The organism is Paenibacillus guangzhouensis (assembly GCF_009363075.1).
GTDB lineage: Bacteria > Bacillota > Bacilli > Paenibacillales > Paenibacillaceae > Paenibacillus_K > Paenibacillus_K guangzhouensis.
Genome location: NZ_CP045293.1, coordinates 526,556 through 544,865, shown reverse-complemented (window position 1 = coordinate 544,865; position 18,310 = coordinate 526,556). Strand labels below are relative to the sequence as shown.

Sequence of the window (18,310 nt, the reverse complement as noted above, 5' to 3'; positions counted from 1 at the left end):
CCTCATAGCCAGATTAGAACAATGAACTGTCGGAATCATATTTTTTAACCAGATAATTGGATATCAGCACCAGAATCAGCCCTACAACCGCTTGATACAATCCTACCGCGGAAGACATTCCGATATCGTTCACGGTGCGCAGCGACCGGAACACATACGTATCAATCACGTCGGTCGTCGAGAACAAGATGCCCGATTCCCGAGGAAGGTTGTAGAAAGCCCCCCAATCCCCAAGCCCGCCGTTGAAAATTTTCCCGAGTGAGAGAAGCAGCATAATGAACACGACGGGCATTAAGAGCGGTATGGTGATATGCTTAGCCTTCTGCCACTTGCTGGCGCCGTCGATTTCTGCTGCTTCATAATAATCCGACGAAATGCCCGTTATTGCCGCTACATAAATGACGGAAGTATATCCAATTTGCTTGAGCAAATAAGCTAAAGGCATAATAAACCGCCAATAAACTGGTTCGCTGTACCAGTTGATCGCATCGAGACCGAAGGATGCTCGAATGCCGTTGACGAGACCCTGATCTGGGTTTAGCAATGCGTATACAAGATACTCGCCAACAACCCAGGACAAGAAAAATGGCAGCAGCATAACGCTTTTATAGATGCCTGTCCGCACCTTGCTGCCGGTTTCTTGCAAGAGGATAGCGAACAAGACGGATAAGACGGTCATGAGCACCAGAATAACGAGGTTATAGAAGATCGTATTGAAGGTAACTCGCCACGCAGCATCGGATTTGAAGAAGAACTCGAAGTTTTTAAACCCGATCCACTCGCTCCCCCAGACCCCTTTCACGGGGTTATAATCTTTGAACGCAATGACAGCTCCGAACATCGGGAAGTAATTAAATATGAGGATATAGAGCAGTCCCGGGAGAAGCATGAGATAGAACGGCCATCGCTTGACCATTTCTTGCAGAAAAATGACCCGGCCCAAGAAGCCGGACTTTTTGACTCCTTTCTGTGCAGCGGCTATGCCTGACACGTTGTTATTCATATACCCACTCCTTCTTTCCTAAATAATCTCTTATGTTCGATTTCAATTTCACAATAAGGGCCCATCGCTTTCTTTTATACAGAGAAATGCATATTTTCCTTTAATATCTCGCCAAGATCTTTCTCTAAAAAATATACTTTTCAATAATATCTAGCTATCCAGCATGAATATCGGAGATCACCGCAGGAATACCGACTCAGATGTAGAAAGAAAATCGTAGACGAAAGGGGGCCCTCCATGTCCGTTCCATTCAAGTTGCAATCGAATCGATTGTATACGAAATTGCTGTTTGCTTTTACCGTGACCGTCACGATCCTGATCATCGGACTGTCCGTACTCTTGTATCGCAATTACAACACGGCTTCCCTTGCGAACGAAAACAGGCTGAGAACATCGATGCTGAATCAGATCAGCTACAGCATGAATTACATGGATAATTTGGCGCAGAAATTCATGTCATCCGTCATTGTTGGATCTCACGTTCCAAACCTCCTTTATAATCGGAATGGTGACAAGATGGTACTGGACAACGCGTTGCGGAATTTGGATATGCTCGTCGTCACGAACGATTACGTACATTCGGTTTACACCATATCTCTCCCATTAGATCGGATTGCATCGACGGAAGATGGGGGATTCTACTCCGCGGATCGTTTTTACGATCAAGACGTGATCAACCTGCTTCAGCGATGGGACAGCCAAGCGTCGTTCACGAGCCCTATTGCGCGCAGAATACCCAAAGCTAATTCGCCTACCGATTTCATCAACGTCTATACCTACATCCTGCCCTTTCAGAAAGATTCCGGGAAACAACCGCGTGAAGCGGTCGTCGTCAATATAAAATCGAATGCTCTCCGTGAGCTGATCGCTTCCATCAATAACAAAACCGATACCGCAGCGAATGAAATAATCGTCATCGATTCGAACGGAACCGTCGTCAATCATACTTCCGAAGACATGTTCCTGCGCAACATTAGGGACGAAGCATATGTGCAGACCGTCATTGCCTCCGATCAAGCATCGGGCAGCTTCGAGACGAAAATCGATGGACAATCCTATAATATTGCCTACGTGTCTTCAACTGCTCTGAATTGGAAATTCATTAGCAGAATCTCGTACCAGTCGTTCATGTTACCCGTGAATGCTGTTAAATCATCAACGCTGATTACCAGCATCATCGTGCTGCTGCTGGGATATCTCTTCTCCCTCGTCATGTCCAAATCGATTTATTCGCCGTTCGGAAAATTAATAGAAACCGTGCGGCTCAAGAGCGATGAATTGGAGCAAAAGCAGCGAGATCAACGGCTCCCGTTACGAACGCATTGGTTAAAAGAGCTGCTGCTGGGGAACAAAAATGTGAACCCTAAGGAGCTGTTATCGCTAAAGGCCGATCTCGGCATCAAGACGAATTTGGCCGGGGTCCTGCGGATCATTGTATTTCGATTGGATCATTATCGATTATTCCTCGACAAATACAATGAGAAAGAGCGCGGTCTGCTGAAATACGCCATCGCGAACATCATTGAAACGTCGTCTACCGGGAAATTTGCCAGTGACGTCATTGAAATGGACGCCGATAAACTTGTACTGCTGTTGGAATCCTCAGATCAAGCGGACGAGCATGAGACGGCAGATCTACTGACACTAGTACAAAGCATCCAACGTATGGTACAGGAATATTTGAATTTTTCGATTTCTGCCGCCGTCAGCAATCCCATCGCGTCCCGTGCTCTGCTTAGCGAGGCATATGCTGACACGCTTGCACTATCGTTGTATCGGATGAGCGCTGGGCATGGCAGCATTCTTACACCGGCATTTCGAACGTCGATTCGATTCGAACCGTCGCCTTTCCCTGAAGGAAAGGTGAAGCTGCTGCTGGATTCGCTGAAGCTCGGACATATGGATAAAGTGAAGAAGTATTTTGATGAATTTGTTCAAGGTTTAGCCTTCGTGCCGTACGAAACGATGCTGTCATCGTACATCCATCTCATGTTCATGATCAGCAGCTCCTATCCTTCCGTTGCAGATCACAACAGCAATGCTCGCATATCGAACGCATTTCATACGTTTTTTTCAAAAATCGACTACTTTGAGACCGTAGAAGAGATTCATCAGACGTTCGAATCGTTATTTGCTGAAATCGTAATAACGGTAGACGCCGTGAAACATAACAAGCGCAAAATCGTCGTGGATCGGATCAAGAAGTTGATTGATGAACAATACCAAGATAAAAACCTGAATCTAAGCATCTTGGCCGAGGAGTTTCAAATGTCGAACGTCTACTTGGGAAGAGTATTCAAAGAGTCGACAGGCGAATCCGTCGCCGAATACATAACCAAAGTTCGAATGGCCCGGGTCAAGCATTTGCTGAACGAATCCAATTTGTCGACCAAAGAGATTCTGGAGCAGTGCGGTTGGGAAGATTTAAATTATTTCTATACGCTGTTCAAGAAGCATTTCGGCGTATCACTAACCCAGTACAAATTATTGATGAAAAGCGGTGATCAACAGGAGACGAGTTAACCGGACCTTCTTCGATCGTAGAATGAGAAAAACCGTTCGGACTATCCTTTAGTCCGAACGGTTTATTTGATGTGTTGCTATGCTTCAATAATTTTCTTCGCAATCGCCGCAAGGTCAACAATATCGATCACGCCATTGCCGTCCATGTCAGCCGACTTGAACTTGTTCCAATCCGGATGCTGCTGGGTCATGCCGTAATGCGCAGCAGCCATGGCAAGGTCGGCAATCGAGTATTTACCGTCTTGGTTGACGTCGCCCGGCAATGTTGGGACCGCTGCCACTTCAACGGTTACAGATGCCGGAAGCGCCTGACGCTCATGACCCTCCGCATCCCCGATCGTTGCGTTAGTTACAGCAATCGCTCCGCTTGCGCTTTGCACTACCTGCTTCGCGGCGAATTTCAACTCTACCACATCCGCATCGCTTGCGATCGCATGGTCTGCCCCTAGACTTGCGATAATCAGGCGAATTTGTCCAGGTGTCGACGATGGCTGTGTATAGACCGTCAAGCCGTCGCGCATGGCAACCGCATCCTTGAATTCATAGAGGTTTGGATCATACTGGATCATCAAATCTTGTGCAAAGACCGGCTCATGCACCTGCTTCAATCCTAAACGTACAGCGAATGAATCGCCTTTCAATACCGAAGTCGGAGCCGTCAGCTTCACGGCGATCTGCTGTGCGTCACGCTTCGTGACGTGAACCTGCGCTGTCACCGTTTCGCCGCCATAGGATGCACTGATCGTCGTGCTTCCTTCCGCGATGCCGATCGCAACTCCTTTGTTATCAATGGCAGCGATCGTCCCATCCGCTGTTGCAAAAACGGCAAGCGAAGTGACATCCTTCATGGTGCCGGAATCCTTATACGTCGCCGTCACGACGGTTGTCAGCGTATCGCCAATAGCTAGGCTGTACGACTGCTGGTTTAGGCTGAGCGTAAACGTTTCGGCTAGTTGACCGGCAACTCTGTACGTTGCTTTTGCTTTGATGGAGCTGCCCGCGACCGTTCCCTGAGCGGTATACACGCCCGCTTTGGCAACCATCTCTTTCGTAATCGGTTCCCAAGCAACGTCTACGAGCCCTGTTGTACCATCGTTGTAGACAGCCTCAACCTGTGCCGGAAGTACAGGGATGACGCCGACGTTCGTATCTACGGCAACCGATTTATAATCGACGATGGATTTTACATTTTGCTGTGCTTCATAAACCTCAAATTCTGCCAATCCGCATTCTGCATCGGCTGGATTATTGTATTTATTGTCAGGGTCAATCGTAAATTTAATCCAACTTGTCGTGATCGGCGTTTCAAATGTCACGATGTTGTCTGGTTGACCTTCCCACTTCATATTGACAACCTTTTGGCTGCCGCCTTCCCATTCCAGAAGACCTTCAACAATCTGATTCACGTCGTGTCCTCGGTCAATCAAGTTAACATGGCTTATTTTTTTATTATCAGGGAATTGAAGTTTTATCCAAGGCGATTTGTCTGCTTTCTTCGCTGCCCAAGTCGTCGACTTATTCCCATCCGTAGCTTTTACGCCCAAATACCGGTCATCTTGATTATTTCCGTTCGGATCGCCATTTCGATCCCTTACGGATGATACGGATACAGTCGCGATGCCAGCTACATTCACGCTTTGAGCTGTAATTGTTGCCTCGTTGGTATCCACCGCTACGCCCTGAAGCGTGACGGTTCCTTTCACCGTCGATTGGAATGTCTTCGTAACTGCATCTTTTACGATAATGGTATTACTGCCAGGGACGACCTCTAATCTCGGATCGCTGAAAACATATTCAACCGTCGCTGCAGATAAGTCAGCCTGTTCGCCCGTGTTTAATGTTCCCTTTAACGCGGCTATGATCGGTTCGTTCTTCTTGATTGTGCTACGATCCAGCGTTAGCTTTACTTCGCTTAGATAAGGATTCAGTTGAAATTTGCCGTCAGCGTCAACATCTACAATGAAATAACCGCTCGCGCTATAACTGCCTAGTGTTGCGGTGACTTGGATTTTCGCCTTCCCTTGTGCTCCCGCTGTAATCACCCCATCCGCGCCAACAGCTGCAACGGACGGTTTATCGCTCGTGAGTGTGATTTTCGCATTGGTTAGGTCAATAGGGTCACCCAGGAAGGAATAGCCTTTGACATCCACCGTTGCCGTTTTATTATCCGCTCCGATTTTCGGTTCCAGATTAAGGCGCTCAAGTGCCGTTAAATCTCCTGATGAGAACACCTGAACCTCCAGCACATCAACCGGGCTGCCGCCTTGACCGCCGCCAGGGAACGAAACTCTTACATACCGAGCCCTCACGCTAGGTTTACTTGGATCAACCGGATAGTTGTAATACAAGCCTTCTTGCTCCCATGCATACAAGGTTGTATCGTTCTTCGGAACGGCCAATGTATCTCTCGATGTTGGCAATCCACCGCCGGACAATTTGCTTGTTTCATGACCTGCTGTCCAATTTACACCGTCAACGCTATACTCAATCTTGACTTTGTTCGGCACGTTATAGTATGTAACGTAGTCCGCATTCGGCATATGGTGGTTGAAGAATACATTCACGCGGGTAAGATCATATAGTCTCCCCAAGTCATAGGTCATGCTTGGATTTGGATCGCTTGCTGGCGCTGTCCACTTGGCGAGATTGCCGCCGGTCGAATCGTTCATGATGCCGTCGGATAAATTTGCCGCGTTACCGCTGTCACTTGTAACGCTCGGCGTTATGCCAGCTGCGACGTTCGCATCCGGGAGCAGCGTAATGTAGTTACGGGTCGATGTGTATGTCTTTCCGTCTACCGTGATGTCAGCCCAGTAGCTGTACATTGTAGGGGAGGTAACTTTACCTGTGAATTGCATGGTGTTGCCGCCCACAACAAACGGTACTTGATCGGCAGGCACTTCCGTGACGATGATTTTTCCTGCAGCGTTGTTGCGGTTCCCGTCAACGGTTGCATAGTGGTATTTGATATTTGTGCCGCCCAGAATATCAACCGTGCCGCCTTTTTGCGTAAAGCCTTGGAATGTCACGGGAAGGTCTTTGCTCATGGAGAATTGACCCCAGTACAAATTGCCGTTCGTGTACATATTCACGCCAACAAGCGGAAGTGCAGCCGATATCGCACCGCCCGATACCTTGACAGGATAGGTGTCCGTCTTCACCTGCGGAGCGTTCACGCCGTCATTGTAGGTTGCGGTGACCGTAATTGTAGCTTTACCGTCACCGGCAGCTGATACTAAACCTGTTGCAGCGTTTACCGTGGCAACGCTGGAATTGTCGCTTGCGTAGCGAAGCGCCGCAGGTGCGAAAACATTGGTGAAGTCGTTCATGTAAGCCTCCGCTCTGAGCTGAAGCTTATTGGTTGATGTCTGGCTGCTGAACAACTTCACGCTTGTCATCGCGAAGCTTCTTGCCTTGTCTTCCGTTGTAATTTTCAAGATGGTGTCGATCGGATCGGCAACAACGCTTGAAGTGTCAATGGTGATGTAGTACTTGCCTCCGCTTTGTTGTGTAGTGAAGGGCAGAGAAACACCTTTGTTCAGCCATTCGACCTTATTCACCGGGTCATTGAAGGGACCAATTCCGCTCATCGAGGCTTGACCGGTAAACCCAGTCTTGCTCACAACGGAAATGAGGTTTTTGATCATGTGCATATAGACAACCTGATCGCGGGACATGGCGTAACCCCAATCTGGACCTTGCCCATGGGCGATCGCCATCTTCGGGTCGGTATACCAGCCTGGCTTCTTGGTGTAATCCATGGTATAAGGCATGGTGCCATACAAGGACTCATGCAGATCAGGACCGCCGGCATTCACCATCCACTTCACAATAGAAGTACGCATATCCGACAATTGCTGCGAGGAAATCGGTACCATCGAGAAGATGTTGTTGTTATCCAAATTGCTGCTCAGGTTATCCATACCTCGGGTAACCGTGATGGACGAGTCGTAATTCATGACATAACCGTGTCCGTATTGATTAATGATTTCTTTGGTTGCTTCCGCCCAATTGTCGCGTTCGTTGCCTTTGGCGTAAATTGTCCAAACATCCAATGCGGTTGTATACGGGTCGTTCCATTCCTCATGGGCAACTTTTCTTGTTTGCGACAAAATACCGTTTCTCCAGCCGCCGTCGTTATAAGGTTCACTATGCCAGAATGGACGCTCGTAAAGCGTAATATCTTGGTCGCCGGTTTGAGCATTGGGGTTCGCATCAATTAAAACACGGTCGTTATAGTTGCGGGCAGAACTCCACGCCACGTCAACGTTCGAATAACTCTCAGGACCGCCATCGGCAAAGAGATACCATGGATTGTATCTTGCGACCAAACCTTGGATATCGCTTTCTAAAATTTCTCTGCCTTCATACAGCGACGACACGTACACGCCGAATTTCAAACCGTAACGCTCTGCAGCCTGCTTGGCTTGCATTACTCGGTCTTTGACTTTCCATGTGCCGTCCTCAGCCTGAACCAATGCGTTGTATTTGTATAATTTGTTGCTGTCGCTTGGGGTTAAATTTGCGTTGGGTGAAGGCCAGTAATAAACGGTATTTTGCAAAGTTTCTGTCGATAGCATGGTCATACCCATTTCTTTCGCGGTCTGTGCCCACACGTCATAGTTGAAATTCGGGTCGTACAGGTTTGGCATTGTACCTGTCGTGTGCGATAGAGCCGACATTTTGCCCTGAATAAACCAATCCACTGGGTTTTGCTTAACCGTGATGGTATATGGCTGTGTTGCCGTAAGACCTTGGGCGTCTTTTACTTTCACCGTGAAAGCGTAATCCTTCTGCGATATGCCATGAGCACCGTCTGCAACGGTACCTTCCATGTGACCGTCTGCTGCCAATGTCAGACCTGGCGGCAATGCTCCCTCCACGACTTCCCATGTGTAGCTAGGATTTCCGCCTGCAGCTTGGAATGTAAAAGGAGATGCTTGCGAAGCGATGGATGATGTATTCTCCTTCCCGTCTATTTTACCAACCATCCATACATATGGATTTTCGTCATAGGCGTATGGCAGGGTGTTGGACGGATAGTCGTTAGCCGGGACATTTGCATTGCGGGAATGAAATGCATCTTTATCAATAGCAAGGCCCTGCGTAACAATTTTCAGTTGGTTGTTCGTTACGTTTGGCCCCGTTACAGAATAAGTGAGGCCGGAAACTTCGTTACCGTTGTTGTCTGAAAGTCTAGTGTAAAAACCGAGGAAATTCTTATTCGTGCCGGGGTTTTTGTGCTGCATTTCAATGAGAAGCTTGTTCCAACCTTGTTTTAATTCGATTGGATATTTTGTACCGCTCTTCCTCACACGAGATGCGGCTTGGGTTTGTTGTCCACTTAGTGTATCACTCACGAAAAGCTTATACACCCCAGAACCGCCAACCTGCCACTGAACCGTTTGCGCTTTGGGGCTGTAAACATAAGTGGCGGCCATAACCCACTTGTCGGTTGTATCCTTTCCCTGCTTCACATCAAAATATCCCATCAGGTCATTATAATCATCATAATTACGATTGAAGATTCGATCATCGAAATATTGCCAAGTAGATGTTTCAGAGTTGCTCTGATCGATGATAGACTCCCCAATAACAGGAACGGCGTTTCCAAGCGGTTGCTCTTTAGTAAAAGGACCGGAAACCGCCCATTGATTGATGTAGGGGGCGGTGCCGTTCGTTCTAGCCGCTTCTGCTTTATTCGTGCTGATTAATGAAAACGACGGAACCATCATAGCCGTTATGAGTAGAACAGGAAAAAGTCGCTTTAACTTTTTGCTCACCAGTTTAATTCCTCCAATCAAGTTTCGTGATTCTGAATGTTCTCAACCATTACGCGATTGCTGCCATTCACTTATTTACGATAAGCATCCTCCCCCAGGCTAAAATCCGATCGTGCAATTTCACATTAATGAATCAGGCAAATATTGAATACAGAAAAAAGGGCAATTTCCTCTAAAAAGCTGCGATTTCAGGTCTCTAAAATGAGCACATTTCTTTAAGAAAACTAGTTTTCGATGAAAAAAACCGCCCGGACGATCACGATCGTCCGAACGGTTTTTTGATGTATTGTTAGGCTCCGTAAACGTCGGTCTGTGCGTGACATCCAGCTCAAACGTTTAACTGATCCAACAATTACCTATAATAAAAACGTATGTTTTAAGTTAATTAGGATCGTTATTCATGTTCTTGTCCACTAGACTTCCCAATGGAAAACTTCACTTAGAAAGAAAGGACAAACGACTCCTGTTCAGCTTCAGGATCTGTCTAAGGAAAATGACATGCTCAACCATAATCTATCTCAAAATATCGAAAAGGCAAAGGAATTATTCCCGGCAGCACCTGATTTGGTTGTTTTCCGTTTTGCCGCGGGTTCACAGCAGACACCTGCTGCTCTATTGTACCTGGACGGCCTAAATGATAAAAATTCAATTAATAACCATATCCTCTACCCACTAATGTACGAGGTTCCAGATGATAAGCCAGGTATACCCGCACCTACAATCAGCGGCGTTCGTACGGTTACGGCATGGAGCGATCTAGAAAATGCCATTCTCCACGGAGAGAGTGCATTGTTTCTTGAAGGGCACTCGCAGGCTTGGATTTACAGTACGCAAGGTTGGCCTCAGCGTGCGATCGAAGACCCTCAGCTGGAAAGTTCGTTAAAAGGCGCACATCAAGGATTTGTAGAAACCGGGAAGCAAAATATTGCTCTTATCCGCCGATACATTGCGAACAAGGAACTTCGAATCCTTGAACATACGTTAGGTCAACGTGGGCAATCGAAGGTCTGGATTATGTACTTGAACGATGTTGCCCATCCGGAAGTACTTCAGGAACTGACAACGAGAATGAATAAAGTCGATGTGGATGCCGTGATCAATACAGGCGAGTTGGCCGAGTATATTGAAGATAATCCTTATTCTCCGTTTCCCCAACTCATTACGACGGAACGTCCGGATTCAGCGGTTTCCCAACTGTTGCAAGGACGTTTCATCGTAATTGTTGATCGTTCTCCTAGCGTTATCATTGCTCCGGCCACCTTTACTTCTTTTTTTCAAAGTGTGGACGATTACAGCATGCGCTGGCAAATCGCATCATTTATTCGACTACTGCGCTTTATTGCTTTTTTCATCGCCATGTTATTGCCTGCTCTCTACATTGCGGTTATCTCCTATAATTACGAAATCATACCGCTACAATTGTTGCTATCCATCGCCGAGTCGAGATCCAAAGTACCCTTTCCCCCACTACTGGAAGCTGTACTGATGGAGATCACGCTGGAAATGATGCGCGAAGCTGGAATTCGACTTCCTGCGCCTGTAGGCCAGACGATCGGAATTGTGGGTGGCATCGTGATAGGTCAAGCAGCCGTACAAGCGGGTGTTGTCAGCAATATCATGGTAATTGTCGTGGCCTCGACTGCCATTGCTTCCTTCATTCTTCCCAGTTATGACATGGGAACGGCGGTCAGGCTGCTTCGCTTTCCAATGATGATCATGGCTTCGTTGTTCGGAATGATCGGAATTGTGATTGGATTTGTGGCCCTGATCGCACACCTGACCGCTTTGGAATCGCTTGGGACGCCTTATGGCAGCCCGCTGGCTCCTTTTCGTTGGTCGGATATGAAGGATACGTTTATTAGGCTTCCATTATGGAACATGATGAAACGTCCTAAAAGCGCCAGACCGATTCAGGACATACGAATAGGCAGAAAACGGCCAAAGGGGGATGAATCATGAAAAAATATGCGATGAATGAAATCACCTTGATGCAGTATATTTTTCTGATTCAAGGAGCACAAGTGGGAACCGGGATCCTAACGCTCCCAAGGACGCTAGCCGAGGTGAGTGGAACAGACGGATGGATAAGCCTCGTCGTAGCATGGCTCCTGAATTTATTAGCAGGCTATGTCATCCTGCTGACGATGAGAAGGTATCCGGACTTTACGCTGCCAGACCTGTTCAACTACTTATTTGGGAAATGGTTTGGCAAACTTCTACTCCTGCCTTTGATCGTCTATTATGCTTGTTATGGCTGGATGATCATGATCAATGCGATGTTGTTTATCAAAGCATCGTTCTTGCCCAAAACGTCGGAATACATCATTATGATCCTGTTTGCCATTCCAACTTACCTTGTCATCCGTCATGGAATACGTGTTCAGGCCAGATACAGCGAGCTTGTTTTCTACATGATGATGTGGATGCCATTAGTTTTCCTGATGACTTTAAAGTATGCGCATTGGATTCATTTGCTGCCACTGTTTAAGGAAGGCTTTGTACCTATACTAAACGCGTTGCCGAAGACCGTATTCGCTTATGCCGGAAATGAGATTCTTTTTTTCATTTATCCGTTTCTAAATAAAAAGCAATATGCCGTTCATGGCTTATTCATCGCTAACACCATAACCATGCTTGTATATGTGTACATCACCATTATATGTTTTGTTTTTTTTGCTCCCGACGGAATCACTCAATTGAACGTACCAGCGTTAAGCTTACTAAAGACGATCGAATTTCGTTTTCTAGAACGAGTCGATATGCTTTTTCTGGCCTTGTATTTGATTGTGGTGACCAAAGCATGGAACGTTTATATTTATTGTACGGTTTTCTCTACTGCCCAGATGCTTAAGAAGCAGGATCACAGCAAGCACACATTCATTTATTTCATCGCAGCTATCGCATGTACCTATGTTTTAAAGCCGACATGGAATCAGGCTGAACGATGGACAACGCTGTTAAGCCATGCGGGGATGGTCGTACTGTACGTACTGCCCGTTCTGCTTCTTATCTATTCCTTTAGTCTTGAAAAGTACCGGAGGTGGAAAGCAGCATGAGGAAGCTGCTCATCGGAATTGCGGCTTTGTCATTGTTGGCGTCAGGGTGTAGTAACAAAATGGACATCGAAGCGATCTCTATATCACTTCTGATTGGCATCGATCTTGATCATGATAATAAGCTGATATTTTCAGCATCCAGCCCTGTTTTTAGTAATGAAGCGAAAATCAAGGAGGATAATTATTCGACCCCCGCGGTGACGCTGCGGGAATCAAGGGACGAGGATGATAAAACATTTATGTCCATAACAGCTGGCGGGAAGAACCAAGCTATTCTGATCGGAAAGAAAGTGATGCAGCATAAGGGTTGGTTTAAACTGCTTGAGCCGTTTTTCCGGGACGCCAAGAATTCGTTAAATTCGAGAATTGTGATGGTCGATGGATCTGCCTACGAGGTCGTGAAATACCAACCAGAGGATAAGCCGCGTCTTCCACTATATATATCAGAATTGATTGATACCTCAGTGAGGCGCAATATTTCCGTGAAAACAACACTCCAGGAGCTCAGGCGGCTTACTTATGAGAAGGGTATGACCGCAAGCGTGAGCCAAGTACGTAAAGATGGCAAGCTGGTTCTTACAGGAACTGCTTTGCTTGACGAGGAGGGAGAGTTCAAATTATCGATCAATTCCGAGGAAAACCGCTTGCTTCGGATATTGCAGCATGAGACGGGTGGAGAGTTTCCATTTACATTTGAGGCCATGAATCAACCGAAGGGAGAGTTTTTTCCTGAAAATGCGTATAGTTTTACTACTCAGAAGATATCTGTAAAGACGAAGACAGGTTATGCGCGCAATAAATTCAAATTTGACATTGGTGTGAAGATGCGGGTTGTTCTGTCGGAACGCCTATTCCCGTTTGATGTTAGGAAAAATGCGAGAAAACTGGAACGTGATATGGAACAGCAGCTGGAAAACCGATTCAAGAAGTTCATCGCCAAAATTCAAAAAGCAAAGATTGATCCGATTGGGCTCGGACTATATGCACGCGCTTATCAATATCGCAACTGGAAACGTGTACAAGATGACTGGGGAGAAGCACTATCGAGGGCAGATGTGAACGTGAAAGTTAAAATGACCATTGCCGATATGGGGGTTATAAAATAGAAGATCATTCGTTTTCGATGAAAAAAAACCGCCCGGACGATCGCAATCGTCCGAACGGTTATTTGATGTATGGCTAGGCTTCAATAATTTTCTTCGCAATCGCCGCAAGGTCAACAATATCGATGACGCCATTGCCGTCCACGTCGGCCGTCTTGAATTTGCTCCAATCCGGATGCTGTTGGGTCATGCCGTAATGCGCAGCAGCCATGGCAAGGTCGGCAATCGAGTATTTGCCGTCTTGGTTGACGTCGCCCGGTAATGCTGGCACCGCTGTCACTTCAACGGTTACGGATGCCGGAAGCGCCTGACGCTCCTTACCTTCCGCATCCCCGATCGTTGCGCTAGTTACAGCAATCGCTCCGCTCGCGCTTTGAGCGACCTGCTTCGCGGCAAATTTCAACTCTACCACATCCGCATCGGTTGCGATCGCATGGTCTGCCCCTAGACTTGCGATAATCAGGCGAATTTGTCCAGGTGTCGACGATGGCTGTGTATAGACCGTCAGGCCGTCGCGCATGGCAACCTCATCCTTGAATTCATAGAGCTTCGGATCGTACTGGATCATCATATCTTGCGCGAAGATGGGTTCTTGCACTTGTTTCAGTCCGAGGCGTACGGCAAACGAATCGCCTTTCAATACCGAAGCAGGACCTGTCATCTGCACGGCCGTCTGCTGCGCATCACGCTTCGTTACGTGAACCTGCGCCGTCACCGTTTCGCCGCCATAGGATGCGCTGATTGTTGTGCTTCCTTCCGTGATGCCGGTCACTACCCCTTTGTGATCAACGGCAGAGATATTCCCGTCCGCTGTCGCAAATACGGCAAGCGAAGTCACATCCTTCACCGTACCGGAATCCTTGTAAGTCGCCGTCACGACAGACTGGTGCGTATCGCCAATAGCTAGGCTGTAAGAAGGTTGGTTCAAGCTGAGCGTGAACGCTTCCTGTTGATCATTTTCAAACGTATAGGTGTATTCGACAACATCGCTGTATAACATGCCTTCCCCGATGGCCGCGATTTTTAAAGTTGTTGATTTGGAGATCGTCAATCCTTCGTCATTGTCGTACAACTGGCCTTTTGTTCTCGGGTCTGAACCGTCGATCGTATAGTAGATGGATTGGTCGTTCAGAGCTGGCGTAAGTTTAATATTGAGACTAGTTGCATATTTGCCAGATTCTTTGTCGGCAGACGGATTAGCCGTTTTTTGTCGAGTGACCTTGATATCATCCACATAATATTCTGCATTGATGCCATCAAATCCAATCGTTCCGCCTTTATTCGCCGTATCGGTATATTCGAAAATTTTGTTCCCGTCAATATACGCGGTGATGACACCATTCATCGTCGTTATTTTATAGTCATGCCAAGTCCCCACAAAATCCGCCGGTGCAGGTTTGGCGATCATATCGGTATCACCGCCGGATCTACGATAAAGCGTAAAATCTTTGCTTGCGATCCGGTATTTCAACGAGTATCGATTAAAGTTATGGTTGTTGTCGCCTGAATCCTTTGCATACCATACAGGCGCAAAATTATCCCATGGCTGCCTTTGAGCGCTCACATTAAAATTATCTATTTTCACTTTGCTCTCAAAGGTATAGTTGCTCCAAACTTCACTTGTGGCAAGATACACCAAATCATCGGGAGACTTCACATGCATCACTTTGTTCGAGGCATTTCCCGGTTCTGTAATCACTTCTACGGTTGCCTTGTTTTTATTCCGTGAAAATACGGTCGGAGCCGCACCTTCAAAATTTTCTGAGAAAATATCTTTTGTCAGTTCGACTGGAGGGGGCGCTGTCGGTAAATCCTCCACAGGAGGCGCTTCTTTCCCTCCATATACATAGAGCTGGTCGAAAAATGCTTTACCGCCAGTACCTTCCCAATCCCCCATACCAATGTAGGAGAAGGATGCTGCTGCAAAGGTTCCTACAACCTGATCATCAATATACAATTTGACGTCCGTGCCTGAAGTATAATCGAATTTAAACGTATGCCAGCCGAATGCTCTTCTCACATTGGTCTGAATGAGCTGGTTACCTTTTTTGATTTGATAGTAATCCTTCGATACGCTTCCCACTGCCCCAAGACCAAGTGCATTTACACCGTCATCAACTCGGATGAACGAGTTCGGCATGATTTCATTCGGTCCTGTCGCTTCAGTTCTATCGCAGTAAGCATAGTCCTTTCTTCTGTCCATATATTTAACTTCAACAATTTTGTTCAATGAATTCTCGAAGGTTCTGCTAACTACGACCCCACCTGGATTGGCGTCGGCATTGATCGGCAGCGATCTCTTGCCAACAAGCGGATCCTCGGACATAAACACGTTGCCGAAATACATATCCACCTTGCCTTTTTCAACAGTCCATTTCTTGGTGTTCAGTTTATTGGATGCTTCGAAGTCGTCCCCAAAGTATATATTCTCGGGCGGTGTAGGGTAGGTTCGTTTGGAAACTCTTAATTCACTTGGAAAAGTTGCTGTAAGACCGATGTTATTGTAATCCAATTTCGAATCGTCGAAGGTTTTTAATACGTCATATTCTCCAATATTGCTCGTTGTATTGTTCGTAATGTACATATCGCCATAGCTGCCTGGTCTGATCGCGAGAGAATGCGCTTGCGTGTTCACGCCTTTAATATGGGTTAGATTCGTGCCTGTCGCGCCCATCGCTGTATCTAAGCCGCCGGCCGTACATTTCTCGATGACGGAAGGATCCGCGCCGATATTCGCGATGATAAATTGATCCAAATAATTGTATCTGTCCATCGCCGTGTCAATTCCACCCAAATTCGTTGTCAGCTTGTTAGGATCATTGGATCCATGCAGACGATTGACATCCTTTCCGGATAACAGCCATGACAAGAACACGGCGCTGTCTTCACCCGCATCCTGCTGCGCATCATGTACATAAACGTCTTTCAGATGATTGCCAACGGTGTACATGTCTTTGATTTCATCATAGTTTTTGTCCGCACCATTCCCATCGCGCCTGTAACCGCCTAATACCAGAATGGCTCGCTTCGGCGTATTGAAAATTTCAAGATGCGCGATTTCATTCTGACCGGAGCTGAGCAATGTAAAGCCAACCGCGTGACCTACCTGTTCGCCTACGTTATGAATGAGGACATTGTTAATGATATTATGGTTGTTATATTTGCCGATACCCGGATAGCCGCCGTCAAACATGATACCGCCGTTACCTGTATTCTCGACTACGGAATTCTCTAATCTGTTATATTGGTTATCTCCTGCAAATACGATGCCGTACATGCCTGCGTTTTTGACTCTGGTGTTGATAATTGTGATATGGTTTGCATCCGTAAGTGTAACTGATCCTACGCGGAATTCAGGACGTTCAGTGCTTTCGCTGTAAGATGGATTCGTGCTTCCTGTCGATTCTTTCGGGTGATATCCAATTCCGGCACCTGCGTCTCCCCAGTTCCATGAGTACGAATAATAATCGGCAAACTCGGTGTCCTTTATCCCCAATCCATCAATCGTAATGTTGTGAACTTGCTTCTGCGGATCAGGAACGGCCGCTAAATCAACTTTCCCATCATTAAGCTTATCTGCTCCCTTAAATCGTAAAACCTGCTGCATCGTTGGTACGATAATGGTCTGATTCGCTATGTTCCCGTCTCCTGCTTTGGGGTAGTAGTACAGCACACCCGTTGCTTTATTGTAGTGATACTCGCCCTCTACATCCATGAATGCTAGGTTGCCTTGCAGGAAGTACCTTGCCCCGGTGCCTATGTTGTACTTGGTGCGGTATTTCTCAGGATAATTCGGGTCTCTTGGAAATTTGAATTCATTAGCCGAAGCATTGATAGTTTGAATCGGAACCGTATTGGTAAACCAGTCCCAATCGCCGCCGTCCCACACAAACACCTGCGCAATTTCCTTTTCTCCACGAGCTTGCGCGTTCATCATCCCCGTAATTGCTTTTTGATCCAAATCGCCTGCTTTGTATTTCATATTAAAATTTTTGTTATCCCCACCTGTTGACCTTACGTATTCACCCTTGGCCATTGGAAAGTTCGGGTTGTTGTCACGGTTTCTTGTTCTGGCCATAACCGCTCTTTGGTCGTTGACATACAGGGTATTAAAATCGTATTTACCTTTATCCAGCTGAACCTTGTATACCTTGCCCAGCAATGAACGATCCAGGTCAAATCCTGTAACATCCGCTTCGGTCGCAAGCGTCCAGCCTGTAATTTCATCGCCGCCGATGAAGTTCGCTGCGCCGACCCCGTCTGCACTTCTGTAGATCACCTCATAGCCGTTGGAGCCTGAGTCTTTTTCATTGAACTCCATCGTGTTGTCCAAAAAGTAGTCACCTGCACCGATATTCACGATGATATTACCTATCATATTACCGTTCATTGCCGCAACTGCTTTTTTGGCTCTATCCAATGTTGCAAATGGTCTTGATTGCGATCCGTCATTGCTGTCATTCCCGTTTACGGCAACATAAAACTGCGCCTGAATCTTTGCTTCGCTAGCGCTTGCATGGGTAACGGCAACGTCCAACGTATAGGTTGAGCATAGGATTGCAAAAGCCATTGCCGCAGAAGTTAGTTTCTTAACATATTTTTTCACTGGACTCCTCCTACAAAAAATAATGAGAACCTGCTACGCCGTGATCTCCTCGACACCCCCCAATTCATTAATGAGTTGATGTATCTGTCTTAGCTGTTTCAGCGTATTGGAACGACAAGATCGTGCATACATGAAAAAGTATAGTTTCCTCTAATAAATAAAAAGTTCGGTTCACTAAAAAAGATACATTTCATGAAATTGATGATTTCTGGAGTTGAAAATGTAAACGTCCGGAC

Annotated in this window: 7 protein-coding genes; 4 read left to right on the top strand and 3 right to left on the bottom strand. The window is 46.6% G+C overall.

Translation table 11 applies throughout. From position 1 onward, the window contains the following. Positions 1-13: 13 nt before the first annotated feature. Entirely contained in the window at positions 14-1,003 is a 990-nt protein-coding gene (locus GCU39_RS02320; protein WP_152392029.1) for an ABC transporter permease, read from the bottom strand. A gap of 237 nt (positions 1,004-1,240) precedes the next feature. Between GCU39_RS02320 and GCU39_RS02315 the strand changes: the two genes are divergently transcribed. Further along, on the top strand, positions 1,241-3,526 hold the full coding sequence (locus GCU39_RS02315; RefSeq protein ID WP_152392028.1) for an AraC family transcriptional regulator: 2,286 nt from the start codon (positions 1,241-1,243) through the stop codon (positions 3,524-3,526). A 77-nt stretch (positions 3,527-3,603) separates the two neighbouring features. On the opposite strand, the gene GCU39_RS02310 is transcribed toward GCU39_RS02315, so the two are convergent. Further along, on the bottom strand, positions 3,604-9,309 hold the full coding sequence (locus GCU39_RS02310; protein WP_152392027.1) for a DUF7402 domain-containing protein: 5,706 nt from the start codon (positions 9,307-9,309) through the stop codon (positions 3,604-3,606). A 498-nt stretch (positions 9,310-9,807) separates the two neighbouring features. On the opposite strand from GCU39_RS02310, the gene GCU39_RS02305 reads away from it, so the two are divergent. The 3 genes from GCU39_RS02305 to GCU39_RS02295 are packed head-to-tail and all read left to right on the top strand — an operon-like array spanning position 9,808 to position 13,471. Then, the gene (locus tag GCU39_RS02305) at positions 9,808-11,268 is read left to right on the top strand and encodes a spore germination protein (RefSeq protein WP_152392026.1); all 1,461 of its coding nucleotides are present in this window, start codon (positions 9,808-9,810) and stop codon (positions 11,266-11,268) included. Continuing rightward, positions 11,265-12,365: a GerAB/ArcD/ProY family transporter gene (locus GCU39_RS02300; protein ID WP_152392025.1), complete on the top strand. Its 1,101-nt coding sequence runs from the start codon at positions 11,265-11,267 to the stop codon at positions 12,363-12,365. The genes GCU39_RS02305 and GCU39_RS02300 overlap by 4 nt, the downstream gene beginning before the upstream one ends. Next, a complete protein-coding gene (locus tag GCU39_RS02295; RefSeq protein WP_152392024.1) occupies positions 12,362-13,471 on the top strand; it encodes a Ger(x)C family spore germination protein in 1,110 nt (369 codons plus the stop codon). Before GCU39_RS02300 ends, GCU39_RS02295 begins: the two co-directional genes overlap by 4 nt. A 73-nt stretch (positions 13,472-13,544) precedes the next feature. On the opposite strand, the gene GCU39_RS02290 is transcribed toward GCU39_RS02295, so the two are convergent. Beyond that, positions 13,545-18,074: a cohesin domain-containing protein gene (locus tag GCU39_RS02290; protein WP_152392023.1), complete on the bottom strand. Its 4,530-nt coding sequence runs from the start codon at positions 18,072-18,074 to the stop codon at positions 13,545-13,547. Positions 18,075-18,310: the final 236 nt, after the last annotated feature.